This is a genomic window from Mycobacterium sp. P7213 (assembly GCF_900604305.1).
Lineage (GTDB): Bacteria > Actinomycetota > Actinomycetes > Mycobacteriales > Mycobacteriaceae > Mycobacterium.
This window is the reverse complement of the sequence record NZ_UWOA01000033.1, coordinates 26030-51372: the sequence shown is the minus strand read 5'-3', so window position 1 is coordinate 51372 and position 25343 is coordinate 26030. Positions and strand designations below refer to the sequence as shown.

The window sequence follows — 25343 nt, the reverse complement described above, 5'->3', positions numbered from 1 at the left end:
GCATCGTCATACCGGGATCGGGCTACACACGCCTGCCGACGTGCACTTCGGGCTGGCCGCCGACAAGGCTGCCGACCGGCGAGCCGTGCTCGCCGACGCCCGTATCCGACACCCGCACCGCTTCGGTACCAACCGTGCGCCGAAGATCCTCGACCTGCCCGACACCGTCTGGATCAACCAGCCAGCCCAGGAGGCCGACACAACAGCCGCCTAACACCTGATGGACTCAAACGCCTTGACAAATTCCGCTGCGGCCGGCTGGCTCCATCGGCGGGGCAGGTGTTGCATGCCGCGTTTCTTGGCCCCAAACTTCCCAACGCCGATGTTGAGAACCTCGCGCTCTACAACATTGACTCCTTCAAATCCGCAGGCCGCAACGGGATCCGCTTCGAACACGGCGCGGTGGTGCCGTCGGCTCCGGATAACGCTGAGTACGGGTTTGGATACCGGTATGCACTTACGTCAAAGTCGGACACGTTCGCTCACTGGCGGCTGGGACGAACGCTGGCGTCTTTCGACTGGATCGACCTAGGCGCATCCGTCGGCGAAACTCAGGATCACGCCAAGCTGGCACGCGTGTGGCTGGCTCTGGCACGAGCTCGCGAACAGATTGAGCCGAACGGCTTTGGAAGTGGGGTCGCGGCGCCATTCGCCGTCAGAGTCAAGATCCGGCCAGCCGACGGGCGACAACCGGTGTGGGGTGGATTGTTGAAGGGCATCTTCGATGGGGTGATTAGCGCGTTCCAGGCACACACCGACATGGCTGTGCTGCCGGAGGTCACAGCCCGACTCGCGGCAATCCTTCAGGCTGACCGAACGGAGATCGAGAAGCACCTGCTTGAGAAGCGCTGGGCCGTCCTCGGTGCCGTGCCGCGGCTCGTCTCGCGGTACCGAAAGGGCGTTAAGTGGGACCCCGCGGACCACTGGTGCGTTGCTGGCGAGCTGATAGCCGCGCATCCGGATGGTCCTCGCTGGTCCGTAAAAGGTGATCTCATCGCGGTCGAACGTTAACTCGCACACGACACCCTGTGTAATACGGTCTCGCTCGGCGGGGGTTTCATCTGATGAACGTGGCGTACTTTACTGGTCACCCGCCATATTCGATTCCGCCGTATTCCTCCACTGGAGGTACCGCGCCAGCGGCTTGGCCAGTTGGTAGGCAGGGAGTCGTCATCTGCCAGCCGGGGGCGTCATTTCATTCCTCGGTCCTGCCCCAGTAACCGTGCGCGGAGATTACTAGGCAGAAAACGCGCCAGGTGCCGACAATCTGCTAGCATTGACAGCAATGCAAGCAATGGGCGAGGGGTGACTGATGGCGACCTTGACGATTCGTGATTTTGACGACGAGCTCAAAGCGGCGCTGCGTGTTCGCGCAGCAGAGCACGGCCGGTCGATGGAATCAGAGGTGCGCGAGATCTTGCGCACGGCATTGGAACGCCCTGTGGGCGGTCCTGGGATGGCAACGCGGATTCGGCAGCGTTTCTCGGGTACTGGGGGTGTGGAGCTTGACCTGCCCAGCCGGACCGAGCGTCCACGTGCTGCGGTCCTTGACGAATGATCGTCTTGGACACCAACGTCGTCTCGGAGCTCATGCGCGCGGCACCGGAACCTGGTGTCGCTAGTTGGGTCGACAGTTTGGATGCGTCCGACATATTGCTGACTGCCGTGACGGCGGCCGAACTGATGTACGGCGTCGCCCGATTGCCGAACGGGCGACGCAGACGGGAGCTTCGCGTAAAGGTCGACGGACTGCTGGCGGAGGATTTCCGGGACAGGATTTTGCCATTCGACGCGCTGGCTGCAACCCACTATGCGGAAATCGTTGCTGACCGGGAGCGTAGCGGGTTCCAGATCAGTATGGCCGATGGGCAGATCGCCGCAATTTGCCGCAACTGGAACGCCGGACTTGCGACGCGCAACGTCAGTGACTTCGTTGACACCGGCGTCGAACTCATCAATCCGTGGGACTTGGCAGCGCCGTAGCCGCTTGGCCGCAAACCACGCACGCCGGCTGCGAAACGGTGTCAATGAAACATGCTGTAGCACAGCGGTTTAGCAGCGGCAGGCAGCATTTTTCTAGGAGACCGAAGTCAGTGATTCATCTGATGAACATGGCGTACTTTAATTGACATAATGTACGTTATCGGCGTTAGCGATACGGTGTGGGAAGGGGCCGAGTCCAGATCCGCATCGTCGTTTCCTTCGCCGTGTTTGTGGACTCGCCCCTGGATTGCCGCCATGGTCAACCATCGCCCGTCCCGGCGCGGTTGCCCGATGTGCAAACCCACACAAGCGTCGCGGCGATTGCTGCGCATCCACGGAGCCTGCGCAGGTGCGTCGCCGCCTCGGATGTGCTCGCCGCTATTCACGGCGCGGTGCCGGCCACGACTGACCCGGAGTCGCCCCTGCCTCACCCCTGTCGCACCGTGCCAATACGTCACAGTGACGAAATGATTGAGCATGGCCCGGAGCGCCCTATCGACGCGAAATCACTTCTCGGAGTGGCGAATCAGGCGTGAGGCGGGTTGCCGCAACCAAAAGTTCGCATCGTCCGCCCAGCCGCCAGCCCGCAATCAATTCTGCAAGTGGCGAATCAGCTGTGACCACACGCCGCGCAGCGATTCGACGACCTCCTCGGAGTCCTGCGGATGTAGCCCGTTGAAGTTCTTGGCCGGGATCGACAGTTCTATGTCGTCGGGCACCTTAGCGCCAGCGATAGCGAGCGTCTTTCGTGCGTCCGCGTGCGCCCAGGCCGCGCCGTAGCGACCCAGTGCGGTGCCGATCACTGCTGCGGGCTTGCCCAGCAATGCAGCCTCGCCGTAGGGGCGTGAGAGCCAATCGAACGCGTTCTTCAAGACGCCGGGCAAACCGCCGTTGTACTCGGGGGTGACCACCAACAGGGCGTCGGAGTGGGCCGCCTCTGCGCGAAGAGCCTCGACAGCTTCGTCGGCTGGCGCTACGTCGAGGTCTTCGTTGTAATGCGGCCGCCCATGACGGGCACCACCACTCGCTCTCCCCTCGTCCCCCACACTTGCTGAAGCAGTACGTCACAGTGACGGAATGGGGTTCAGTGGAGGCCATTGGCGAATCCAGTTGCAGCAGTGGCCAATCGGCAACCATTGACCCATGACGGGCGGTTCGGCCGCGCACAACTGTAGGGACGGGTTCGGAGCCTCTGGACGAAGTCGTGCGGCCGAACCTGCGTAAGTGGCGGACTTTCGAGCGTGATGATTTCACGTCGCGTGGCGAACGACGCCGGGAACAGCTCGCAACGTACCTCGAGGGCCTTGAGCGCCATGTGTTGAGTTCGAGGAGCAACGGGACCGCCGTCTAGCCCGGACGCGCAACCTCGAGGCGAAAGCCGGCTAGACCTGCGGACTCAGATGTGAGCCATGGCGGCCATCGCCAGGGGCAGATGGCCGCCATGGCCGAGCGCTGCAGTTACCGCGGCGGTGGCGGCGTTACCGGCTGGCAGGCATTGGCCGCCGGGTTCCACCAGTTGCCCGGACCGCAGTTCGGGGGTGCGGTGGGCTGGCACGCGTTGGCACCCGGGTTCCACCAGTTGCCCGGACCGCAGTCAGGGGGCGTGGCGATGGCCACACCAGGTGACACTGCTGCCACGTAGGTCATGGGCGCTAGCGCAATAGCGACGGCGAACGCCATGCGGCGAACGAACACATTCATCGAATCCTCCCATCAGAAGCGTCCACTCGAAGCTGGACGTGATCATGGGACTACTACCCATTCAGGCGGTTTCACAATCACCGGTGCAAGGCATGCCCGAGAAGGCTAGCGAGCGATGGACGTCGTTGCCGGCGCAGAGCTGCTACCCGGAGCGCACCGCAGCGGGATGGCCGCCATTGTCGGGCGCGGCATCCACCAGGTCGTGGTGTACCCCGTAGCGCTGCCGCTGTTGGGCCATCAGCAGCGGGTAGTTGGCCAGCGCACGTCGGGTCCGCAGTTCGTTGACCCCGGGAATGCGCGCCAGCACCTGGTTGACCCCGCCGACGGCCGGTCCGAGTACCCGCGGCAGGTATTTGAACGGCGTGTCCGCCACGCCCAGGCGGCTGGCGTTGGCATCACCGAGAAACGCCCGGGTCATACCGCTGATGATGTTGACACCCAACCGATGCTTCCAGGATCCCGCGAAGGGCAGCAGCTCGGCAATCTCACGCGCCAGGTAGTCGTGCGTCAGTGCGCGGACGAAGTCGCGATCTTCTTTGTCGGGTTCCACCGCGGTGAGCGCGTACAGCTCGGCGATCCGGATCTGATCGGCCTCGGTTGCCGGATTCAGTTCTTCCGCAACGCCGTTGAGCCGACCAACGTAACGCCAGAAGTGGTAGATGTCGTCGAGTTCTTCTCGCTTATAACGAACACCCAGTTGGTGCATTGCCGCCAGAGCGATTCGGCCGAACTCGACGATGGTGAACGCCATGTAGCTCTGTGGAATGGGGGCACCCCACGCAGCATTGTTCCAGTCGCCTTCGGCGAGCAGATGACGCCGGACGAACGCATGAATGATGCGGACCCGCAATGTCGTGGCCACGCCGGCACCGTGGCGCCGCAGCCCGCCGGGCGTCAGGATCTCCTCCAGCCATGCGCCGACTTCGATCGACCGCACGGCCGCCTGGCTGGTGTAGCGACCGGTCAGCACCAACGGCATGCCGGCGGCGGCGTTCATGGCGCCAGACGTTAACGAGGCCGCACCCAAAACGATGCCGTAGGACGCAGTGTGGCGCACGATATGGCCCGCAGCGCGATCCAGGCGGTCGTGGTCGAGCCAGTCGGGCTCGTGATCGATCTCGTCGAACAATGCCCGCAGCGACTCCGGTGGCGATTCGACCGCGTCGATGCCGTGCTGGAGCGCAGCCCGAAACATGGCCATCCCCGCCCCGCGGGGCAGCGTGGCGAAGTCGGCGACCACGGCATCGGCCAGCGGATCGGCGAGCTGTGTCCCGGCGATCCAGTCCCGGCCGGCCTGGCCGTATCGCGTAATGGCCAGGTCGGCATTGGGGACATTGGGCACATTTGCCATACCGCTATGGAAACATGAGAACAGCTCAGTTACTACTCACTTTTATTTGGGGGTGCCATGCCCGCACAGACACGGTCGCGGCCGCAGCAGCAGCGCGCCCGCGAGATGCGCAGCCGCCTGCTCGAGACCGCCCGTCAGCTGATCGCGCGCCGTGGTGTCGAAACGCTGACCACGCAGAGCATCGCGGACACGGCACACGTCAGTATCGGCACTGTCTACCGGTATTTTCCGGATCGCGCGGCGATCATCGCCGAGCTGGTGGATGCCGCCACCCGCGACATCTCGTTCCAGCTGGTCCGCACTGTTGGACAGGCGATCGACCTCGAGGTCGACGCGGCGGCATTGCTGATCGTCGACACGCTGACGACCGTCTATGAGCAGCACGCCCCGATTCTGCTGGCGGCGCTGACATCCTCATCTTTCGATCTGCCGCCCTACCTCAACCACACCGCGATGGACGAGATCGAGCGCAGCCTGTTGCCGCTGGGCAGCGTGATCCCGAGCCGGTCCCGTCCCGATCTCTCACCCGCGGAGTTGGACGACCTGGTGTTCGTGACCATGGGGGTGACGTCGAGCGCCTGCCTGCGAATCGCCTTGCAGCGGCCCGCGACCGCGGATCGCGAGGCGATGGTGCGGCTGACGGCGACCATGCTGGCGGCCGCACTCAAGGCGCCCGCGGCCGCCTGAGGAACTTTACAATTCTGCGTCAAACTGTCACGCTTGCGGCCGGACGTGGGGCGGGCGAATCCAACCGGAAGGTCCGCCACTCCCCGCGCATCGACGACAAGGAGTCAGCAGGTGGCAGGCACCGAATTCTCCGGCCGCACCATGGTGGTGTCCGGCGCAAGCCGCGGTATCGGGCTGGCCGTGGGACTGGGTGCGGCACGACTGGGCGCCAACGTGGTGCTGCTGGCCAAGACAGCCGAGCCGCATCCGCGCCTGCCCGGCACCGTGCACACCGCGGCAGCCGAGATCGAGAAAGCCGGCGGTAAGGCTCTGGCGGTGGTGGGCGACGTGCGCAGCGAGGAGGACGTGCAGCGCGCCGTCGACGCCGCGGTGGAAAGGTTCGGTGGCATCGACATCTGCGTCAACAACGCCAGCTCCATCGCGACTGAGCCGTCAGAACATTTGTCCGCCAAGAAGTTTGACCTCATGCACGACATCAACGTGCGCGGGACGTTCCTGCTGACCAAGGCGTGCCTGCCGTACCTACGCAAGTCCGCGGCGCCACACGTCCTGACGATCGCTCCCCCGATCAACTTGAACCCGTACTGGTTGGGCGTGCACCCGTCCTACACGCTGTCCAAATACGGCATGACGTTGTTGACGCTGGGCTGGGCCGCTGAGTATGCCGACACTGGAATCGCCTGCAACTGCCTGTGGCCCCAGACCTACATCGCGACCTCCGCGGTGGCCAACTCCCCCGATGGCGGCGAGCTACTGGAGAAGGCGCGCAGCCCGCAGATCATGGCCGACGCCGCCGTGGAGATTCTGCGGCGTCCGGCAGCCCAGGCCAGCGGCCAGTGCTACATCGACGCCGACGTGTTGGCGGAGGCCGGCGTGACGGACTTCTCCGGCTACGGGGGTGGCCCGGAGCCGCTGAGGGACTTCTTCCTCGACCGGTAACGCCGATTCCTCGACCGGTAACGCCGAGCTGGCATTGCCGCGCTGTCAGCGCAGGTAGACCTCGGCACCGCTGGGGTACCCGCCGCCGGTGGTGGTGACATGGACGTGGTCGTAGTGGCCGTAACCGCCGCGCTGGGCTCCGCCGCCGGGTGTGTAGTAGACGCCGCGCCAGATGGCGTCCTGCAGGCCGAACCGGCCGGCGTTCTCCATCACGTAGGCCACGATCGCATCGCCGAGCGCGATGCCCTCGGGGCTGCCCGGGTTGGGCACCATCACATCGAGCGCCAACCCGTTGGGGTGCCAACGCAGCGCATCGGCCCGCACCCCGCCGATCTGCATGATCTCGGGAAAGGCGTCGCTGATGCTGCGAGCGGCCTGGATCGTGCGGACCTGCAGTCCGCGCTCCGGGGCGACTCCCGCGGGCAGGAACCGTGGCACGGTGCGCGTCCGCGAGGCCACGGCGAACCGCGCCGGCGGGCCCGTCTCCGGGGTCGCTATCGGTGCGGCTACCAGCTGCAAACCGCCTGGTGAATTGTCTTCAGCAACCACCGCAATGGATTCTTTCGGCACCGCAGGATTGGCGCTACCTCCCACAGCAAAGAACAATGTAGCTGGTGCGAGGACTGCCGCCATCAATACCGAGGATCGTTTGCGCTGGCTGGCTAACTCGTGTCGGCCCACGGGGAGACACAATACGAGAAATTTGGCTAATAGTCACAAATTTATAAACCTCATAAATTCCTTATTGTTTTGCCCGTCACATCCGAATGGGCGACGGGCGCCACATTGTGTGCGATTCGCGCAGGTGAGCGCGGCCTCGCGCCGGCCTCCCCCGCCTGCAAAGGAAGACCACCTAAGCAGATGGGTCTACACTGCATCTCATGAAATCGACGACCCTCGCCGCAGCGGTCTTGGGCTTGGCCGTGAGCCTGGCGGCGCCCGCTCACGCCGACCCTGACACCGATTTCGCCCGGGAACTGCACACCTACGGCATCTACGGCCCGCGCGACTACAACGCCTGGCTGGGCAAGATCGTGTGCGAGCGGTTGGACAAGGGTGTCGACGGCGACGCGGCCAAGTCGGTTCGCTTCATCACCCCCAATTTGCAGAAGGGCACCAACCAGGCGCAGGCCTGGCAGTTCCTCGGCGCCTCGGTCAACACCTACTGCCCGGACAAGCGGCCGGTGCTGGAGCGCGCGGCCCAGCAAGGCTGATTGGGGGCCTACTCCCCCTGGCCCCGTCGGTAAAGCCGACCTAGGGTCGGTGATAACAGATCCGACCGGTGGGAGGGCTCGCACATGGCCGCAGACAGTAACCTCGACAGCTGCGGTACCCGGGGTCAGCTGAGCGTCGACGACACCACGTATCAGATTCGACGGCTCGATCGCATCGAGGGCTCGGAGCGACTTCCCTACAGTCTCAAGGTTCTACTCGAGAACCTGCTGCGCAACGAAGACGGCCGGCTGGTCACCGCCGAACAGGTTGAGGCAATGGCGGCCTGGGACCCTGGCGCCGCGCACGGCAGGGAGATCGCCTATACGCCGGCGCGGGTGTTGATGCAGGACTTCACCGGAGTGCCGTGTGTGGTCGACCTGGTCGCGATGCGCGACGCGATCTCCGAACTGGGTGGCAAGACCACCCGCATCAACCCGCTGTGCCCCACCGAGCTGGTGATCGACCACTCGGTGATCGCCGATGTCTTCGGACGCACCGACGCCTTCGCGATCAACGCCGAGCTGGAGTTCGAGCGCAATGCCGAGCGCTATCAGCTGCTGCGCTGGGGCCAGCAGGCATTCGATGACTTCTCCGTGGTCCCGCCCGACACCGGCATCTGCCACCAGGTGAACCTGGAGTACCTGGCGCGGGTGGTGTTCACCCGCGACAGTCCCGGAGGGCCGCTGGCCTACCCCGACACCCTCGTCGGGACCGACTCGCACACCCCGATGGTCAACGGACTCGGCGTCCTGGGCTGGGGCGTCGGTGGGATCGAGGCCGAAGCGGCCATGCTCGGTCAACCCATGAGCATGCTGATCCCCCCGGTGGTCGGCCTGAAACTGTCCGGCGAACTGCAGCCCGGCACCACTGCCACCGACCTGGTCCTGACCGTCGCCGAGCTGCTGCGCGCCACCGGGGTGGTCGGCAAGTTCGTCGAATTCTTCGGGCCCGGCGTGGCCAACGTCCCGCTGGCGAACCGGGCCACGATCGGCAACATGAGCCCGGAGTACGGGGCGACCTGCGCGATCTTCCCGATCGATCACGTCACCTGCGACTATCTGCGCCTGACCGGCCGTTCTGAGCATCAGATCACGCTGGTGGAGGCCTACGCCAAAGAGCAGGGCATGTGGCATGACCCCGATCGCGAACCGGTCTATTCGCAAACGCTGGAACTGGATCTGAGCAGCGTTGAGCCGTCGATCGCCGGCCCCAAACGCCCCCAGGACCGCATCCCACTGCGGTTGGCCCCGCACACCGTCGCCGCGCTGCTCGACGGCGCCGAAACCACCGCTCAGGCCCTGTCAGACCTGGACAAGGCGTCGGCGGATTCGTTCCCGGCCAGCGACCCGATCGCGTTCGGCCAGTCCCAAGCGGAAGGCAAACCCCGCGCGCAGTGGGCCGGCGGCGACAAGCTGCCCTGGCGGACCGATGCCAAGCCGATCGAACTCGCCGACGGCACCCGCACCGAGATCGACAACGGCGACGTGGTGATCGCCGCGATCACCTCGTGCACCAACACCTCCAACCCGTCGGTGATGGTCGGCGCGGCATTGCTGGCCCGCAACGCCGTCGACAAGGGGCTCTCGCGCAAGCCGTGGGTGAAGACCACCCTGGCGCCCGGGTCGCGGGTGGTCACCGACTACTACGAGCGGGCGGGCCTGACGCCCTACCTGGACAAGCTGGGCTTCAACCTGGTCGGCTACGGCTGCACCACCTGCATCGGCAACTCGGGGCCGTTGATCCCTGAGGTGAGCAAGGCCGTCGTCGACAACGATCTGACCGTGTGCTCGGTGCTGTCGGGCAACCGCAACTTCGAGGGCCGCATCCACCCCGAAGTCCGCATGAACTTCCTGGCGTCCCCGCCGCTGGTGGTCGCCTACGCACTGGCCGGCACGCTTCGCGTCAACCTGCTCACCGATCCGCTGGGTACCGGCAGCGACGGCGAACCGGTGTACCTGCGCGACATCTGGCCCACCGCCGACGAGATCGCCGCCGTGGTCGACGACAACCTGCAGGCCGAGATGTTCACCGCCAGCTACGCCGACGTCTTCACCGGCGACGACCGCTGGCGTTCGCTGGACGTCCCCGACACCGACACCTTCTCCTGGGCGCCGGATTCCACCTACGTACGCCAGCCGCCGTACTTCGACGGCATGACCCGCGACCCAGCACCACTCACCGACATCACCGGTGCCCGGGTGCTGGCCAAACTCGGCGACTCGGTCACCACCGACCACATCAGCCCGGCCGGATCCATCCGATACGACTCACCCGCCGGAAAATACCTGTCCGAGCATGGAATCGAGCGCAAGGACTTCAACTCCTACGGCTCACGGCGCGGCAACCATGAGGTGATGATCCGCGGCACCTTCGCCAACGTGCGACTGCGCAACCAATTGGCACCCGACACCGAGGGCGGCTTCACCCGCGACTTCACCCAGCCCGACGGTCCGGTGAGCACCATCTACGACGCGTCGGTGAACTACCTCGCCGCCGGCACTCCCCTGGTGATCCTGGCCGGTAAGGAATACGGATCCGGCTCCTCGCGTGACTGGGCCGCCAAGGGCACCGTGCTACTCGGTGTGCGGGCGGTGCTGGCGGTGTCCTACGAGCGCATCCACCGGTCCAACCTGATCGGCATGGGCGTGCTTCCCCTGCAGTTCCCCGACGGCGCCGACGCAGACTCGCTGGGCCTGACCGGTGAAGAGACGTTCGACATCACCGGGGTGACCGCGCTGGCCGACGGCATCCCCGACACCGTGCATGTACAGGCGGGCGATATCGAATTCGATGCGACGGTGCGCATCGACACCCCCGGCGAAGCCGACTACTACCGGCACGGCGGCATCATGCAATACGTGCTGCGGCAGCTGCTCGACTGATGCGCGCCCAGGCAGGGGCCACTAGGATTCGCGAGGCGATCCGGACGCTCAACCCGGGCTACTTCGCATTGGTGATGGCCAGCGGCATGGTGTCGATCGCGATGCATCACCAGGAATCTCACTGGGTTTCGGTGCTGCTGCTGTGGGTGACGGTGATCTCCTACCTGGTGTTGATCGTGGTATCGACGGTGCGCGTCATCGCTTACCGGCGCGAGTTCCTGGCCGATCTCTACGATTCCGGGCGCGCCTTCGGGCTCTTCACCTTCGTCTCGGCCACCAATGTGCTGGGAGCGCGACTGGTCATCGACGGGCACAGCACTGTGGCGGTCGGGCTGCTGGTGGTCAGCACGCTGACCTGGCTGGTACTGGGCTATCTAATCCCATGGACCGCGGTGCTGGGGACCTCGGAGCGGCCGGTGGTGCGCCGGGCCAACGGCACCTGGTTCATCTGGGTGGTGGCCAGCCAGTCCATCGCGGTGTTGGCGGCGGTGCTCGAGGTGGAGGTTTCCGAGCCGTGGCGCCAAAGCCTGGCGCTGCTCGCGGTGGTCTCCTGGTCGATCGGAGTGTTCCTCTACGGCGCCGCCGGAATCTTTGTCGCGCTGCGGCTGCTGCTGTACCCGCTGCTCCCCGAGGATCTCGTTCCGCAGTACTGGGTGGCGATGGGCGCCACCGCGATCACCGTGCTGGCCGGTGCTCACATCGTCGAGATGGCGGAAGCGCCGATGGTGCACGCCACCCGCGGTCTGATCGCCGGCACGTCGGTGGTGTTCTGGGCGTTCGGCACCTGGCTGATCCCGCCGATGATCGCCGCCGGCGTGTGGCGCCATATCGTGCATCGTGTCCCACTTCGTTACGAAGCGCCCTGGTGGAGCGTGATTTTCCCGCTGGGCATGTACGGGGTGGGTAGCCACTATCTGGGGCAGGCCGACCGGCTGCCGATCGTCTACTACATCGGTTCGGTCGAGAGCTGGATCGCGCTGACCGCCTGGACCGTTGTGTTCGTCCTGATGCTGCACCACCTGGCGGTCACCCTCGGGCCCGGGCGAAATGCCCGGGCGACGCGCGGTCGCTCAGCCGAGCCGGGCGCCGTCGACGCCGAAGAAGTGCAGATCGGTCGCGTCGAAGCCCAGTGACAGCCGGGTTCCCCGGCGCACTTCGGTGCTACCGGGAACCCGGGCGACCACTGACTGCGAGGTCCGCGGGTCATCCGTCGTGCCGTACAGGTAGGTGTCGGCGCCCAGTTCCTCGACGAAGTCCACCGCGGCACCGATCCCGCGATCGGCGATCTGCAGGTGCTCGGGCCGAATGCCCACGATCAGTTGCGATGTCGCAGAAGAGATTGCCCTCGGTACGCCGATGTCACAGCCACCCAGCGTCACCGTGCCGTCGACGACGGGAATGGTGAACAGGTTCATCGCCGGTGACCCGATGAATCCGGCGACGAACACATTGGCCGGGGTGCGGTAGAGCTCACGGGGCGCGGCGCACTGCTGCAGCACGCCGTCGCGCAACACCGCCACCCGATCGCCCATCGTCATGGCCTCCACCTGATCGTGGGTGACATAGACGGTGGTGATGCCCAGTCGCCGCTGCAGTTCGGCGATCTGGTTACGGGTCTGCACTCGCAGCATGGCGTCCAGGTTCGACAGTGGCTCGTCCATCAAGAAGACCTGCGGACGGCGCACGATCGCGCGGCCCATCGCGACGCGTTGGCGTTCGCCGCCGGAGAGATCCTTCGGCTTGCGCCCCAACAGTTCGGCCAGACCCAGCAGCTGGGCGGCTTCGGCCACCCTGCCGCGGATCTCGGCCTTCGGCGTCTTGGCGACTTTGAGTGCGAAGCCCATGTTCTGCGCCACCGTCATATGCGGATACAGGGCGTAGTTCTGAAACACCATGGCGATGTCGCGATGGCCGGGGTCAGTTGCGGTGACGTCGCGATCGCCGATGTAGAGCCGGCCGGCGTCGACGGGTTCCAGGCCGGCCAGCATGCGCAGCGTCGTCGTCTTGCCGCACCCCGACGGTCCGACCAGCACCATGAACTCGCCGTCGGTGACCGCCAGATCCAACGCGTCCAGGGCGGGGCGCTCGGCGCCCGGATAGTGCCGGGTCACCGAGGCGAAGGTCGCTGAGGCCACTGCGTTCTCCTGACTTCGTCCACCGTCGCCCGACTACCGTCCACCGAAGCCCGTGGCCGCGATCCCGCTGACGAAGGCCCGTTGGGCGATCGCATAGATGATCACCAGCGGGGCCAGCATCAGCATGGACGCGGCCATCAGCACCGGCCACTCGGCGACGTACTCCCCCTGCATCCACACCAAACCGAGGGTCAGGGTGGCGATGCCCTTGCGCTGAATCATCAGCAGCGGCCACAGAAAGTCATTCCAGACGTTGATCCAGGTCAGCACTGCCAGCACCATCACCGCAGGTTTGGCGTGCGGCAACAGGATCCGCCAGTAGATCGCCCACGGTGAGCACCCGTCCAAGATCGCGGCCTCTTCCAGATCGATGGGCACGGTGGCGAAGAACTGTCGCATCAGATAGGTGCCGAACGCGCTGCCGAACAGGCCGGGGATGATCATCGCCCACATGGTGTCGGTCCACCCGAACACCCGCATCAAGATGAACTGCGGGATCACCGTGACCGTCAACGGCACCATCAAGGTGGCCAGATACAGCACGAACAGGGTGTCACGGCCGGTGAACGGCAGCCGAGCGAAGGCATAGCCGGCCAGTGAACAGAAGAAGACCTGTCCAGCCGTCACGCAGCCGGCGTAGAGGATGGTGTTGAACAGCATCCGCCAGAACGGCATTCGGGCGAACACCTCGAGGTAGTTCGACCATTGCGGGTGGGCCGGCAACAACATCGGTTGGCTGATCTCGGCTTGGCGCTTCAGTGAGCCCGACAGCGCCCACAGGATCGGGAACAGTGCGCAGGCAGTGACGGCGCCCAATCCCGCGTAGACGCCCAGCAGTCCGGCAATGCGGTGCCGTGCCGGTGGGGCGGTCACTGGTCCACCGCGTTCCTGCGTGACAAGCGCAGTTGGACGATGGTCAGGATCAGCAGCACGGCAAACATCACCCAGGCCAGCGCGGACGCGTACCCGAAGTCCAAGAAGGCGAAGGCCTGCTGGAACAGCATGATGGCCAGGACGTAGGTGCCGGTTTCCGGGCCGCCACTGCTGCCGGTGAGCACGTACACCAGATCGAATGCCTGGAACGCGTTGATCACCGAGATCACCACCACGAACCACACCGCGCCGCGGATCATCGGCACGGTGATGGACACGAAGCGCCGCACCTCGCCGGCGCCGTCGATGCGGGCCGCCTCGTGCAGGGAGTCGGGCACACCTTGCATGGCCGCCAGCAGGATCACCGTCGCGAACGGCACGCTCTTCCAGATGCTGACCAGACACAACGAGGCCATCGCCCAGTGCGGTTCGGTGAGCCACGGCACCGGTGCGATGCCGAACCAGCTGAGCATGATGTTGAGCAGTCCGCTGTCGGTGTTGAACACGAACTGCCACACCACCGCGATCACCACTGAGGAGACCGCCAAAGGCAGGAAGGCAATGGCCCGAAACAGGCCGATTCCCTTGATCTTCCGGTTCAGCAGTCCCGCCACCGCCAGGCTGATCAGTACCGTCGGGATCACGGTGCCCAGGGTGAACACCGTCGTGTTGCGGACCGCGATGCCGAACAACGGATCGCCGGTGAACAGGTCGCGATAGTTCGTGGCGCCGACGAACGTCGGCGGGGTGAACAGATCCCACCGCTGGAAGCTCATGTAGAGCGAGAAGGCCAGCGGGAACGCCATGAACACCGCGACCGCGGCCAGGTTCGGGGCGATGAACCAGCGCCCAGCGCGTGCGCGTCGCCGGGTGGGATTCATGCGGTGGCCAACACTTCGTCGATCTGCGGTGATAGGCCGGTCTTCAGCGTTGCAGCGGGCCGCTTACCGCGCAGGACCGGCCCGATAGCGCGGTCCATCAGGGCGTGGACCTTCTGCCAGGCCGGGGAGATCGGCAGCCCTTCGGAATGCGCCGGGCCGCCGGTCAGCACCGCAAGGTTGCCGATCCCGGTGTGGGCGGCGGTGAATCCGGGTGAATCGATCGCCGAGCGCAGCACCGGTACGAACAGCCCGGACTCACCGATCAGAGACTGTCCTACCGGCCCCGCCGCGAACTTGAGGAATTCCCAGGCCTGTTCCCGGTGCCGGCTGTCTGCGGCGATGGCCAGACCGGTGCTGCCGATGGCGGATTGGGCCGCCATGCCCTTGGCCGCAGCAGCCGGTCCGGTCGGCAGCACCGCCACGTCGAATTCCAGATCGTCGGCTTGGATGAAGGTCTGGTAGCGCCAGTGTCCGCCGAGTGCCATCGCCGCGTTGCCCGCGGTGAACAGGCCCATCGTGGAGATCGACTGGGTGTCGGCGGCGGCGGGCGCTACGCGATGGAGGTTGGACAGATCCGCATAGAACTGGATCCCGGAGAGAAAGTCGTCGTTGTCGAAGTTCAGGTGGGTCGGGTTGAGTCGCGGCACCGCCCACGGCACCCCGTTGTTCATGCCGAACAGTGCTGCGGAGTACGGCGGCGACCAGGTGTCGACGAAGCCCCACTGGGTGACTCGGCCATCACCGGATCGTCGGGTGAGTGCGGCGGCGGTGGCGAGGAACTCGCCGAAAGTCCAAGGCGTGTCCCAGCGACCCGGTGGTGGTGGCACACCGGCCTCGGCGAAGATCCGGGTGTTGTAGAACAGGAAAGCCCCCGACCACTGCTCCGGGAACGCGTACTGGCCGCCGTTGAAGCCGAACGTCTCGTAGAGCGCGGGGATGCTGTCGGCGTGCAACGCCGCCGCGAACTGCCGATCCCGATCCAGCAGGATGTTCAGGTCTGCCAGCACACCGCGGTCGGCAAGTCCGGCGTAGTTGAACTCCCAGGCCATCAGCACATCCGGGCATTTCCCACCGGCGCAGAACGTCGACATCTGCTGGGTCGGATCCCCGCCGGCCAGAATGGTGCGCACCCGAATGTCGGGGTGTTCGCGCTGGAACGCGTTGACGATCCGCATTCGGGCGTCGGCCTCTTCCGGGTTGGCCGCGAAGAAGAAGGTCAGTGCGTCGTCATCACTGCCGCAGGCCGACGCCGCGGGCAACAGCGCAGCTGCGCCGATCGCTCCGGCCCCGCGCAGCACGCTTCTTCGCGTGAGCGAGTGTGCACCGGAGGCCAGCACCTGCGAACCGTCAGACTTCGATCGGCGGGTAGAGGCGCTCGAGGGKGAACTGACGATCTCGCCGCGCCGCCCAGGAGCTGGCAGCAAGTGACACCACCAGGATCCCGGCCAGCACCGCCACCGACGTCCACAGCCGCTCGTCGATGCCGCCGACGGTCAGCTGGCGTAACCCGTTGACCGCATAGGTCATCGGATCGTAGGGATGCAATATCTGGAACGGTTTCGCCGTCGTCTCCACGGGATACACCCCGCCGGACGACACCAGCTGGAACATCAAAAAGGCCAGGGTGAAGACCCGGCCGACGGCCACACCGAGCACGGCGTTGAACGCCTGGATCATCGCCAGGAACGACGCGGCGATCAACGCCAGGAAGGCGACCATGCCTGCGGCGTGGCGGGCCTGCAGCCCCACCCCGAAGTGCACGACCGTGTACATCAGCAAGACCTGGCACACCCCCAGCAGCAGGGCCGGCCAGTACGACGCGAGTACCACCCGCAGCGCGCCCAGGCCGTTGGCGATGGCACGAGTCTGCATCGGGGTCAACAACATCCATACGATCAGCGAACCGATGAACAGTGCCAGCGGCAAGAAGAACGGCGCGAAACCGGTGCCGAAGGTGGCGGCGTGATGGGTGAAGTCCATGTCCACCCCGACCGGGCTGGCCAGGATTGCCGAGACGTCCACCCGTTGCTGGTCGGTGATGGCCGACGCGCGCTGGTCGGCCTCGCCCAGCCCCGACGCCAGCTGGGCGGCGCCGTCCTTGAGCTGATTGCTGCCGTCGGTCAGTTGGACCAGGCCGTCGCTGAGCTGGTTCGCCCCGGCTACCAGCGCCGTCGCGCCGTCGCGTAGCGCGACCACATCGGATCGGAGGCCGCCGTCGAGGACGTGGTTCATGAAGGTGCGCAACCCGCTGTTGGGATTGGCCAGATCGTTCTCCAGCTGTTGGGTGTCGGTGCGCAGCTGGTTCAGGCCCTCGTCGGTGGCCGGGTCCAGTCCCTCGACATCGAGCAGCCGCTGGGCACCGGCGAGGGTGTCACCGAGCCCGCGTACCGCCGGGTCGGGGTTGTTGCGCAATGCGTCGACCACCTGGTTGACGATCCCGGCGGCCTGTTGGTAGTTGACGTTGAGCGACGCGATCCGGTCACTGACCGTCTTGAGGTTGCCGCTGAGGCTCGCGGCGGCCGCGCCGGCGGCGTTGGGGTCGAAGCCCATGTTGGCGAGGTCATCGGTCACCTTGAGCAGTGGATCGGTGGCCTGTTGCACACCGTGATTCAGCTGGCGGATTCCGTCGGCGAGCGCCGCGGAGCCGTCCCGCGCGGTACCCATGTTGTCGGCCAACGTCTTTGAGCCGTCCGAGAGCTGGCCGGCTCCGTCCGCCGCCTTCTTGACCTCGTCGGTCACCTGGGTCAGTGCGGTGCCGATCACCTTCTGGCCGACCTTGGAGCTCACTTCGTTGAGCACCTCGCGGGCGGCGTTCTGCCCCATGACCGAGGCCAGGTAGTTATTGGCGTCGTTGAACCGGAACTGGATCTGCGCCTTCTGCGGGTGCGGGCCCGCCGGGGACACCACCGCCGTGCTGAAGTCCGAGGGCAGGGTGATCGAGAAGTAATAGGTCCCGTCGGAAACACCCTTGACGGCTTCGCTTTCCGACACCTGATGCAGATCGAGCTGGCCGGAGTCGACCAATGCCCGGGTCACTTCATCACCGGCGTGCAACTGCTCGCCGGACACCACGGCACCGGTGTCCTCGTTGACCAGGGCGACCGGGACCTTGTCGATGGCGGCGAACGGATTCCAGAACGCCCACAGGTACATAGCGCCGTACAGCAGCGGCAGCACGATGATGGTGATCAGGGCCAGACGCGGCATGGTGCCACGCGAATAGCGTTTGAGGTCGGTTCCCAGCGACATTCCGGCGAGCATGGTCAGCGGTTCCCCTTCTCGTGTCGGCCGGGAACGAGCTCGGCGCGCTCCAGACGGTCGACGGTGATCTGCCCGGCGAGCCCGAACCCGTCGGGAATCGGGTTGGCTGATGACGTGATCACGGTCTGCTTCTCCCCCAAGGCGACCAGGCGGGTAAGCAGGATGGCGCGATCGCGGCTGTTCTTGATCTCATCGATGCTGCCGACCACCAGCAGCGGTGGGCGTGCGGTGTTGGCCAGTGCGATGCGCAGCAACAGCCCGGTCATTTCGTCGAGATGCTCGACGTAGTCGTGCAGTCGGGGCACCGGCAGGTCGCCGAAGACCGGGCCGCAGATCGCGTCGCGCTCGGCCTCGCCGGCGCGGCGGACCAGCTGATACCAGGGTGCATCCCAGCGGATCTGTTCGGTGATCAGGTCTGCGACCGTGACCGACTCGAAGATCGCGTCGAGCTGTTCGATTCCTGCCAGGGCAGCGACGTCGAAGATGTCGCGGGCTTTATTGCGCCCGAGCACGGTGAGCGTGCCCGACGACGGCTTCATCCGGCCGGCCAGGTTCATCATCAGGGCGGTGCGACCCGACCCCGGAGGACCGACCAACACGGTGGTACCGCCGGCCGGGATGTCCAGATCGAGCGGCCCGAAGACGCGTCCCCACGGCCCGGTCATGGTGATACCGCGGGCGGTCACCGCGGGCGGTGACGGCGCCGTACTCTCCCCCGCCGCGGACGTCTCCCCTGCGGCTGTCGTTTCGTCTGGCATGGACGCCCCCTCACACATCGGTTCGCGTGACCCATCAAAGCAGAGGCGCTGGGAGTTGTAGCGTCGCGTCGCGCAACCGCTCGGGATCACCCGCGATATCAATGCTGTGGATGCGCCCGTCATCGCCGATCCCGATGCGCAACAGCGCCAGCAGGCGACCCGCAGGGGCGATCGCGATGCCCGGTGCCCCATCGAAGAGCAGCACGGTACCGGCGCGTGCACGCCGGGTGAAGTGCCGGGTCTCGGTGGCGACATCGCCGGCGCCGCGCATCTCGGTGGGCACGCCGGCCGGTAGCAACACGGGATCGACGCGGCGCACCACGTCGGACGCCAACAATTTCAGCAGGGCCGGGATGTCGCCGCCGCGCGAAGCGGCCAGAAACGCGCTCACGATCTCGAGATGCTCGGCGCGCAGCCGCGGCTGCGCGGCCGGCGCGGCCTGCAGCCTGGCGCGGGCACGGCTGGCCAACTTCTTGGCCGCGTCCGGCGAGCGGTCCAGTACGGGGCCGATCTGCTCGAACGGCACGTCGAACACGTCGTGCAGCACGAACGCGACGCGCTGTGCCGGCGACAGCCGATCCAGCACCACCAGCAGGGCCCGGCTGACCGCTTCAGAGCGCAGCACCTGTTCGTCGGCGGCCGGTGCGGCCATAGCCGGGGAGCTGTCCAACTCGGGTGGCTCCGACAGCGGTTGCTCGAGGCGACGCGAACGTGCCCGCAACTGGTCTATCGCGGTGCGTGCGGTGATGGTGGTGAGCCATCCGGGCAGGTTGTCCACCGCGGCGAAATCGGCACTGCTGGCCTTGAGCCACGCTGATTGGACGGCATCTTCGGCGTCAGCGGTTGAGCCGAGGAGATGAAACGCCACCGAATGCAGATGCCGGCGGTGGTCCTCGAAGCGTTGGGCCAAAACATCGGTGTTGCCCATGGGTCACCTTTCCCGTTCGGGAGTCGTCACAGGGATAGAGCCACATCCACCGACGACAGGAAGAGCAACACCATGAGCGTACAGACGATCTATCTGGTGACCGTCGTGGTGACCGCGGTCGCCACCGTCGCCATCGCGGTACCCGATTTCATTCCCGCACAGTTCGTGCTGGCCAATTCGGCGCGGGTGGGAGTGCCGCGGTCCTGGCTGCCGCTCTTGGGCGGGCTGAAACTGGCCGGCGGTGCCGGCCTGCTCGCCGGCCTGGCGGGGTTCCCGGAGCTCGGCATCGCGGCCGCGGCCGGCCTGGTCGCGTACTTCGTCGGGGCGGTCGTGACCCATGTGCGGGCCGGGGTGTTGTCCAACATCGGTTTCCCCGCCGCCTATCTGCTGCTGTCGGCGGCTTCGCTGGCGATCCTGCTGGCCTGACCTAACCGAATTCGGCGGCCGGGTCGGTGTGGCTGGCCGCGCCGGCGCGTCGCGGCAGTTCGACGACGACGTTGGTGGCCTTGACCGAGGCGACGACCAGGCTGCCGGGCTGCAGCTGCAACTCGTCGGCGGCCTCCCGGCTGACCAGCGAGACCAACCGGAACGGGCCGGCCTGGACCTCGACCTGCGCCATGACCGTGTCACGGGTGACCTTGGTGACCAGCCCGACCATCCGGTTACGCGCCGACTGGCCCACCACCGGATTGCGTGACACCGGTTCGACGGCAGCGCGCTCCTGGGCGAACCGTGCCAGCTCGGCACCGTCGACCATGCGAGGACCACTGCCCGTCGTCACCGATAGGCGACCGGAGTCGATCCACCGGCGGACGGTGTCATCGCTGACCCCGAGGAGCTCGGCGACTTCGGCAATACGAAAGCTCGGCACGCAGGGAGTTTATCGCCGCTGTCGCGCCTAATCAGCCTCCTGGGAAATACCGGATTGCTGTGAGCTCGGCGGCCCCGGCCTTAAGTCATCGGGCCGCCTGCATCACCGTCGCACCGGCGCTGCGTATCGCCGCCAACGCGTCGGCGGTCGACTCGGCCGACACGCCCGCGGTCAGGTTCGACAGTACGGCGGTGGTAAATCCTTCGTGGACAGCGTCTTTGGCGGTAGAGCACACGCAGTGCTCGGTGGTGACTCCGACCACGTCGACGTTGCGCACTGCATGCTGGATCAGCCAGTCACGCAGTGCGGTGCCCTCGTCATCGACACCCTCGAAGCCGCTGTATCCCGCGCTGTAGGCGCCCTTTTTGAAGACCGCCTCGATCCGATCGGTGCGCAGCGCCGGATGGAATTGCGCACCAGGACTTTCCGCCACGCAGTGCGGCGGCCAGGACGTCTGGTAGTCCGGATGCTCGGAGAAATGCGCGCCGGGGTCGACGTGCCAGTCCTGGGTGGCCACCACATGCGCATAGCGGGCTTTGCCGGTCGGGCTGTCCAGGTAACGGCTGATCTCCTGTGCGAGGGCCGCCGCGCCGGACACCGGGATCGCGCCGCCCTCACAGAAATCGTTCTGCACGTCGACGATGACCAGCGCCCGCATCCGTCCACAGTATCGTCGGCGCCGCAGCGCTTCTCGCGCACACAGCGCCCAGGATCCGAGCACCGTCCCCAGCACCGCGACCTCGACCGCGGTGGTCCACGCGGGCGGATACAACACACCGGCCAGATAGTGGGCGATGAATCCATCCGGCGGCAGCGGGGCCATCCCGGCGGCGGCGCGCGCCCGGCGCTCCAGCCAGGTCAGCGGGCAGTCCAGGTGTCCGACAACGATCAGCATCGCCCAGAACGCCGCCGCGATGTGCAGCCAAAGGGTGCGTGGCCATCGCACGGCGAGAAAGCCGCCGAGCACGACGTAGCCGACGAACGCAAGGTGCGATGCGACGATGAGCACCACCGCGATCTGGTACATCGGTCCGCCGTTTCGCCCTCCGCAGAAACCGCTTCCGTCCCTGTCCGTCACGGTACATTGGCGGACATCCAACGTGGTCAGGAGTGAATCTGATGACAACCGGCGATTTCGGCCCGAACGGTCCTGGCTACGGCCCAGGAAACCCCGGAAACCCCGGATATGGCCCTGGATATGGCCAGCCCGGCGGTTATCCGCCGCCGCAGGGCTGGGGGGCCCAGCCCGGATGGGGACAGCAACCGGGCGGGCTCGGCAGGCGCTTTTGGGCCCGCGTGCTCGACGGCTTCCTGGTCGGAATCGTGTCGTTCTTCTTGTCGGTGTTCTTGTTCTCCGACGATTACCCGTTCCTGGTCACCGGCCTGTTCTCCGGGGCGCTGACGTTCGGCTACTTCGTGCTGTTCGAGGTAACGCAGGGCGCCACCGCCGGCAAGCGACTGCTGGGCCTTTCGGTGCACGGACCTGACGGAGTGTCCAAGCCGACGGCGTCGCAGTCGGCCATCCGTAATTCGTTCACCCTGCTGGCCGTGGTCCCCTACTTCGGTGCGCTGCTGGCCTTCGTGGCCTACGTCGTGATCGCCGTGACGATCAGCGGCAGTCCGACCAAGCAGGGCAAGCACGACGAGCTGGCCGGCGGCACCCGGGTGACCCGGGCCTGATTCCCCTGCCGGGGCGTCAGCGGGCTAGCGAAAAGCCCTGCCAGGCCTTGCGTCGCTCGGGAGCCGGGTCGTATTCCAGGCGGGTCTTGCGGTCGAACACCATGACGGCGCGCTCGTCGGCGGTGTAGGCCGGCCAGTTGTCGCCCGGCACCCCCGCTCGGCTGAACGCCCCCCACCGGCGCTGCACCTGCTTGCTGACCTGCAACGCCGTGCGGCGGTCCGCGCCCGCGGTGAGTAGGCGCCCGAACCCGCCGGTGCGGTACACATCGAACACCGCGAACAACTCGGTGGCGTGCGTGGCGCCCATGCCCGACCAGCGCAGCATCCGCGGCGCATAGTCGTAGCGGTAGACGTAGGTGGGTGCATGCGCCCCATGGGCTTCGGCGATCTGCCACACCGCGGCGTTGAAGGCGAAATCACCGCCGAGCCGGATACAGGCCGCCCGCTTGGGGTAGTCCGGATAGGCGGCGATGATGCGATCGCGCACTCCCGCGTCGGTGCCGGCCAGCACCGCCTCGACCGTCGGCTCGTCGACCGGCAGCATCCGCAAGAACCGGGTGAACAGCCGCCCTTCATCGGCGTTGCTGCCCACGATGAGCGGAACCTGGTGCGCCGACCCCTGCCGCATCGCCTCAACCGGGTCCACCGGCAGTACGTCGTCTCCGCAGACCGGGCCGATCGGGAACGCGCCCAGCATGTCTCGGTTGCCGTCGGCGATCAGTCGGTCCTGGGCGGCGAGCAGTTCCGACGGCGTCACGCGCAGCAGCGCCTGGGCGCCGTCGGACGGGCGTACTCCGAGCAGCGCGGCGAATCGTTCGGCGAAGGCGGCAGCAATGTCGGTGTTGCGCACCAGCCCCGCGGCCGGGCTTTCGGCGATCGCACGGCCGAACAGGCCTTGCGCCGCGGGAACCGCCAGCAGGGTGGCCACCGCGTGCGCGCCGGCGCTTTCCCCGAAGATGGTGACGTTGTCGGGGTCGCCGCCGAACGCCGCGATGTTCTCCTGAACCCAGCGCAGGGCAAGCACCAGATCGCGCAGGTACAGATTGCTGTCCAGGGTGACGCCGGGGGCCGACAGCGACGACAGATCCAGACAGCCCAGCGCGCCCAGCCGGTAGTTGACCGACACGTACACACACCCGCGACGGGCCAGCGCCGCACCGTCATAGATGGGGGTAGCCGAACTGCCCATGATGTAGCCGCCACCGTGGATGAACACCATGACCGGCAGCGGCTCGGTGTCGGTGCGCTCCGGGGCTACCACGTTGAGCGTCAGACAGTCTTCGCTGGTCGGCTGGAACCGGCCGGGACCCAGGACGGTGTAGAACCGTTCCTGGGGCGCGCAGTTGGTGAATCCGTGGCAATGGCGCACCCCAGACCACGGCTCCGCCGGCTGGGGCGCCCGAAACCGCAGCGGACCGACCGGCGGACGGGCATAAGGGATGGACCGCCATCTGCGCACCCCGTCGCGGACGAAACCCTCCACAACGCCGGTGGCGATGCGGGCCTGCACAGGGTGGTTATGCATGAGCCGAACGGTAGCGAATCACCCGGTGGTTAGCGAACCTCGACGCAGGAGAGGTGAGGCTGGACCGCCGATTGAGTACAGCCGGTTAGCCTATCGGCATGCGTCTCACCGGACTGGTCGCCGTACTGCTGTTGGTCGCGGGATGTTCCGGCGCCAAGGTCGACGAGCCGACGCCGACTTCGACCGGGCCGTCTGCCTCCAGCACGGCACCGCCGTCGACATCGGTGACGTCAACCTCGGCGAAGCCGTCGGGTCCGCTGGCTCCCCCCGCTGCCGGTGCGGCGATCTCCGACGTGATCGCCTGGATTGAGGCCGGTCGCCCCGTCGACGCCGCCGACTACCACAAGGCCACCCGCGACGGCGAGGTCACCGACCTCATCGATGATGTCGCCTTCACGGTGGCGGCCGCACCCCGCCGCGCCACCACCTGCATCAGCGATGCCGGTTCCTCCGACAGTGCCCTGGCCTGTGTGGTGGATCTGGCCAACCCGCCGGCGCAACCCGCCGACATCTACGGCGAGTGGAAGGGCGGCTGGGTCGACTTCGGCGGCAACACGCTGCGGGTGGGCTCCGCGCACGGCGATCCGGGCCGGTTTGTGCACGGCGACGGGGCACAGCTGCCCGACGGATCCAGCGTGTCGTTCGGCGACTACCGCTGCCGGGCGGATCAAGTGGGGCTGATCTGCGTGAACTACGCCCACCGGTCGGCGGTGCTGTTCAGCCCGACCGGCATCGGAACCTTCGGCTGCCTGCACCCGGTGCCGCCGCCGGCCAACGCCGGTGAGCAGTTCAGCTGCGCCAGCTGAGCTTCAGCGCCAGCGATCGGCCGAATCGACGGCCTGCAGCAGGACGTCGCACAGTTGCCGCAGCTCGTCGTGGGGGGCGTCTTCGGACAGCGCGGTCGCGATGTCCTCGGCCGCGCAGCGCACCTGATAGACCCGATCGGACAGGGCGGTCGCCTCGTCGGCGGAGAGCACCACGGAGTCGGGCGTCAGGGCGGTCGTCTTCCCGCTGCTGATCAGGGCGCGCTGCTCGTAGGCGCGCTGCCGGCAGGACTGCCGGCAGTACTGGCGCCGACGGCCGATCCCGGCATCGCCCACGTCGCGGCCACACCATCGGCACGGCTGGGGGCGGGGACTGCGAGGCACGTCTGAAGACCTTAGTCCGAGGACCGCGACGTTCCCGGTATCATGAGAGGTCGCGCCGTATGCGCCGGGAACTTCAGAGGGTTCGCCCGCGTTGACACTCGCGAGGCATTTTTCACCAATAGGCAAAGGAGAGTGGGTCATGGCTGATCGTGTTCTGCGGGGCAGTCGGCTGGGAGCCGTGAGCTACGAGACCGACCGCAACCACGACCTGGCGCCGCGCCGCATGGCGCGTTACCGCACCGACAACGGTGAAGAGTTCGAGGTCCCCTTCGCCGACGACGCTGAGCTCCCCGGTACCTGGATGTGCCGGAACGGCCTGGAAGGCACCCTGCTCGAGGGTGACCTGCCCGAGCCGAAGAAGGTCAAGCCGCCACGCACGCACTGGGACATGCTGCTGGAGCGCCGCTCGGTCGAAGAGCTCGAGGAGCTGCTCAAGGAGCGCCTGGAGCTGATCAAGACCAAGCGGCGCGGCTAAAACCGCGGACTTCGCTGCACCGCGGCGTCTCACCCGAGACGTCGCGGTGT

General features: G+C 66.5%; 27 protein-coding genes and 3 pseudogenes. 15 read left to right on the top strand and 15 right to left on the bottom strand.

The window, feature by feature from the left end; all coding sequences use genetic code 11:
• The 4 genes and pseudogenes from EJK91_RS21815 to EJK91_RS14075 form a co-directional block, all read left to right on the top strand.
• Positions 1 to 214 (top strand): annotated as a pseudogene (locus EJK91_RS21815) (IS3-like element ISAar46 family transposase); the annotation flags it as partial.
• Positions 215 to 279: 65 nt separating this feature from the next.
• Entirely contained in the window at positions 280 to 1011 is a 732-nt protein-coding gene (locus EJK91_RS14085) for a hypothetical protein (protein ID WP_125079237.1), read from the top strand.
• A 301-nt stretch (positions 1012 to 1312) separates the two neighbouring features.
• Complete coding sequence (locus EJK91_RS14080) at positions 1313 to 1558, top strand: FitA-like ribbon-helix-helix domain-containing protein (RefSeq protein WP_046300405.1); 246 nt, start codon at positions 1313 to 1315, stop codon at positions 1556 to 1558.
• Positions 1555 to 1983, top strand: coding sequence for a type II toxin-antitoxin system VapC family toxin (locus EJK91_RS14075; protein ID WP_024441291.1), 429 nt, complete (start codon positions 1555 to 1557; stop codon positions 1981 to 1983). The genes EJK91_RS14080 and EJK91_RS14075 overlap by 4 nt, the downstream gene beginning before the upstream one ends.
• Positions 1984 to 2573: 590 nt before the next feature.
• Here the strand turns inward: EJK91_RS14075 and EJK91_RS14070 are convergent.
• Positions 2574 to 3029, bottom strand: a complete 456-nt coding sequence (locus EJK91_RS14070) for an NAD(P)H-dependent oxidoreductase (RefSeq protein ID WP_125079236.1) — start codon at positions 3027 to 3029, stop codon at positions 2574 to 2576.
• A 146-nt stretch (positions 3030 to 3175) separates the two neighbouring features.
• On the opposite strand from EJK91_RS14070, the pseudogene EJK91_RS22450 reads away from it, so the two are divergent.
• Together EJK91_RS22450 and EJK91_RS21810 are read left to right on the top strand one after the other, a co-directional pair.
• Positions 3176 to 3369, top strand: a pseudogene (locus EJK91_RS22450) (acyl-ACP desaturase); the annotation flags it as partial.
• 16 nt (positions 3370 to 3385) lie between these two features.
• On the top strand, positions 3386 to 3625 hold the full coding sequence (locus EJK91_RS21810; protein WP_164517967.1) for a hypothetical protein: 240 nt from the start codon (positions 3386 to 3388) through the stop codon (positions 3623 to 3625).
• Positions 3626 to 3826: 201 nt separating this feature from the next.
• Here the strand turns inward: EJK91_RS21810 and EJK91_RS14055 are convergent, their stop codons facing one another.
• The gene (locus EJK91_RS14055; RefSeq protein ID WP_125079234.1) at positions 3827 to 5035 is read right to left on the bottom strand and encodes an oxygenase MpaB family protein; all 1209 of its coding nucleotides are present in this window, start codon (positions 5033 to 5035) and stop codon (positions 3827 to 3829) included.
• A 57-nt stretch (positions 5036 to 5092) separates the two neighbouring features.
• Between EJK91_RS14055 and EJK91_RS14050 the strand changes: the two genes are divergently transcribed.
• Positions 5093 to 5722: a TetR/AcrR family transcriptional regulator gene (locus EJK91_RS14050; RefSeq protein ID WP_125079233.1), complete on the top strand. Its 630-nt coding sequence runs from the start codon at positions 5093 to 5095 to the stop codon at positions 5720 to 5722.
• Positions 5723 to 5833: 111 nt separating this feature from the next.
• A complete protein-coding gene (locus tag EJK91_RS14045) occupies positions 5834 to 6661 on the top strand; it encodes an SDR family oxidoreductase (protein ID WP_082105652.1) in 828 nt (275 codons plus the stop codon).
• Between the two features lie 45 nt (positions 6662 to 6706).
• On the opposite strand, the gene EJK91_RS21805 is transcribed toward EJK91_RS14045, so the two are convergent.
• Positions 6707 to 7342: a hypothetical protein gene (locus tag EJK91_RS21805; RefSeq protein ID WP_206430419.1), complete on the bottom strand. Its 636-nt coding sequence runs from the start codon at positions 7340 to 7342 to the stop codon at positions 6707 to 6709.
• A gap of 200 nt (positions 7343 to 7542) precedes the next feature.
• On the opposite strand from EJK91_RS21805, the gene EJK91_RS14035 reads away from it, so the two are divergent.
• From EJK91_RS14035 to EJK91_RS14025, 3 genes are all read left to right on the top strand, one after another.
• Positions 7543 to 7875, top strand: a complete 333-nt coding sequence (locus EJK91_RS14035; RefSeq protein ID WP_024441275.1) for a DUF732 domain-containing protein — start codon at positions 7543 to 7545, stop codon at positions 7873 to 7875.
• A gap of 84 nt (positions 7876 to 7959) precedes the next feature.
• Positions 7960 to 10758 carry an aconitate hydratase AcnA gene (acnA, locus tag EJK91_RS14030; protein WP_125079232.1) on the top strand — a complete coding sequence of 933 codons (2799 nt, stop codon included), beginning with the start codon at positions 7960 to 7962 and terminating at the stop codon, positions 10756 to 10758.
• Complete coding sequence (locus EJK91_RS14025) at positions 10758 to 11891, top strand: tellurite resistance/C4-dicarboxylate transporter family protein (RefSeq protein ID WP_082105697.1); 1134 nt, start codon at positions 10758 to 10760, stop codon at positions 11889 to 11891. The genes acnA and EJK91_RS14025 overlap by 1 nt, the downstream gene beginning before the upstream one ends.
• Here EJK91_RS14025 and EJK91_RS14020 read toward each other — a convergent pair.
• Genes EJK91_RS14020 through EJK91_RS13990 form a run of 7 tightly spaced genes read right to left on the bottom strand, consistent with a single transcriptional unit; the run spans position 11829 to position 19594 of the window.
• Positions 11829 to 12893 (bottom strand): ABC transporter ATP-binding protein, encoded by a 1065-nt coding sequence (locus EJK91_RS14020; RefSeq protein WP_125079231.1) that lies wholly within the window; start codon positions 12891 to 12893, stop codon positions 11829 to 11831. The two genes, EJK91_RS14025 and EJK91_RS14020, sit on opposite strands and share 63 nt — an antisense overlap.
• Before the next feature lie 33 nt (positions 12894 to 12926).
• Positions 12927 to 13766, bottom strand: coding sequence for a carbohydrate ABC transporter permease (locus tag EJK91_RS14015; RefSeq protein ID WP_125079230.1), 840 nt, complete (start codon positions 13764 to 13766; stop codon positions 12927 to 12929).
• On the bottom strand, positions 13763 to 14647 hold the full coding sequence (locus EJK91_RS14010) for a carbohydrate ABC transporter permease (RefSeq protein ID WP_125079229.1): 885 nt from the start codon (positions 14645 to 14647) through the stop codon (positions 13763 to 13765). Before EJK91_RS14010 ends, EJK91_RS14015 begins: the two co-directional genes overlap by 4 nt.
• Entirely contained in the window at positions 14644 to 15981 is a 1338-nt protein-coding gene (locus EJK91_RS14005; RefSeq protein ID WP_241178703.1) for an ABC transporter substrate-binding protein, read from the bottom strand. The genes EJK91_RS14010 and EJK91_RS14005 overlap by 4 nt, the downstream gene beginning before the upstream one ends.
• Before the next feature lie 13 nt (positions 15982 to 15994).
• Complete coding sequence (locus EJK91_RS14000; protein WP_125079228.1) at positions 15995 to 17908, bottom strand: YhgE/Pip domain-containing protein; 1914 nt, start codon at positions 17906 to 17908, stop codon at positions 15995 to 15997.
• Between the two features lie 2 nt (positions 17909 to 17910).
• Positions 17911 to 18666 carry an ATP-binding cassette domain-containing protein gene (locus EJK91_RS13995; RefSeq protein WP_024441268.1) on the bottom strand — a complete coding sequence of 252 codons (756 nt, stop codon included), beginning with the start codon at positions 18664 to 18666 and terminating at the stop codon, positions 17911 to 17913.
• Positions 18667 to 18700: 34 nt separating this feature from the next.
• Positions 18701 to 19594 (bottom strand): sigma-70 family RNA polymerase sigma factor, encoded by an 894-nt coding sequence (locus EJK91_RS13990; RefSeq protein ID WP_125079227.1) that lies wholly within the window; start codon positions 19592 to 19594, stop codon positions 18701 to 18703.
• Between the two features lie 72 nt (positions 19595 to 19666).
• On the opposite strand from EJK91_RS13990, the gene EJK91_RS13985 reads away from it, so the two are divergent.
• Positions 19667 to 20020: a DoxX family protein gene (locus EJK91_RS13985; RefSeq protein WP_024441266.1), complete on the top strand. Its 354-nt coding sequence runs from the start codon at positions 19667 to 19669 to the stop codon at positions 20018 to 20020.
• Position 20021: 1 nt separating this feature from the next.
• On the opposite strand, the gene EJK91_RS13980 is transcribed toward EJK91_RS13985, so the two are convergent.
• The 3 genes and pseudogenes from EJK91_RS13980 to EJK91_RS22440 form a co-directional block, all read right to left on the bottom strand.
• Positions 20022 to 20465 (bottom strand): TOBE domain-containing protein, encoded by a 444-nt coding sequence (locus EJK91_RS13980; protein WP_024441265.1) that lies wholly within the window; start codon positions 20463 to 20465, stop codon positions 20022 to 20024.
• An 85-nt stretch (positions 20466 to 20550) separates the two neighbouring features.
• The gene (locus EJK91_RS22445; RefSeq protein ID WP_241178702.1) at positions 20551 to 21123 is read right to left on the bottom strand and encodes an isochorismatase family protein; all 573 of its coding nucleotides are present in this window, start codon (positions 21121 to 21123) and stop codon (positions 20551 to 20553) included.
• Between the two features lie 51 nt (positions 21124 to 21174).
• Positions 21175 to 21492 (bottom strand): annotated as a pseudogene (locus tag EJK91_RS22440) (DUF2784 domain-containing protein); the annotation flags it as partial.
• Between the two features lie 92 nt (positions 21493 to 21584).
• On the opposite strand from EJK91_RS22440, the gene EJK91_RS13970 reads away from it, so the two are divergent.
• Positions 21585 to 22145, top strand: coding sequence for an RDD family protein (locus EJK91_RS13970; RefSeq protein ID WP_125079225.1), 561 nt, complete (start codon positions 21585 to 21587; stop codon positions 22143 to 22145).
• Between the two features lie 16 nt (positions 22146 to 22161).
• On the opposite strand, the gene EJK91_RS13965 is transcribed toward EJK91_RS13970, so the two are convergent.
• A complete protein-coding gene (locus EJK91_RS13965; RefSeq protein WP_024441262.1) occupies positions 22162 to 23670 on the bottom strand; it encodes a carboxylesterase/lipase family protein in 1509 nt (502 codons plus the stop codon).
• Positions 23671 to 23768: 98 nt separating this feature from the next.
• On the opposite strand from EJK91_RS13965, the gene EJK91_RS13960 reads away from it, so the two are divergent.
• The gene (locus tag EJK91_RS13960) at positions 23769 to 24476 is read left to right on the top strand and encodes a hypothetical protein (RefSeq protein WP_024441261.1); all 708 of its coding nucleotides are present in this window, start codon (positions 23769 to 23771) and stop codon (positions 24474 to 24476) included.
• A gap of 3 nt (positions 24477 to 24479) precedes the next feature.
• Here the strand turns inward: EJK91_RS13960 and EJK91_RS13955 are convergent, their stop codons facing one another.
• A complete protein-coding gene (locus EJK91_RS13955; protein WP_046300871.1) occupies positions 24480 to 24818 on the bottom strand; it encodes a hypothetical protein in 339 nt (112 codons plus the stop codon).
• A gap of 139 nt (positions 24819 to 24957) precedes the next feature.
• Here EJK91_RS13955 and EJK91_RS13950 point away from each other — a divergent pair, with 139 nt between their 5' ends.
• On the top strand, positions 24958 to 25293 hold the full coding sequence (locus EJK91_RS13950) for an RNA polymerase-binding protein RbpA (RefSeq protein ID WP_024441259.1): 336 nt from the start codon (positions 24958 to 24960) through the stop codon (positions 25291 to 25293).
• Positions 25294 to 25343: the final 50 nt, after the last annotated feature.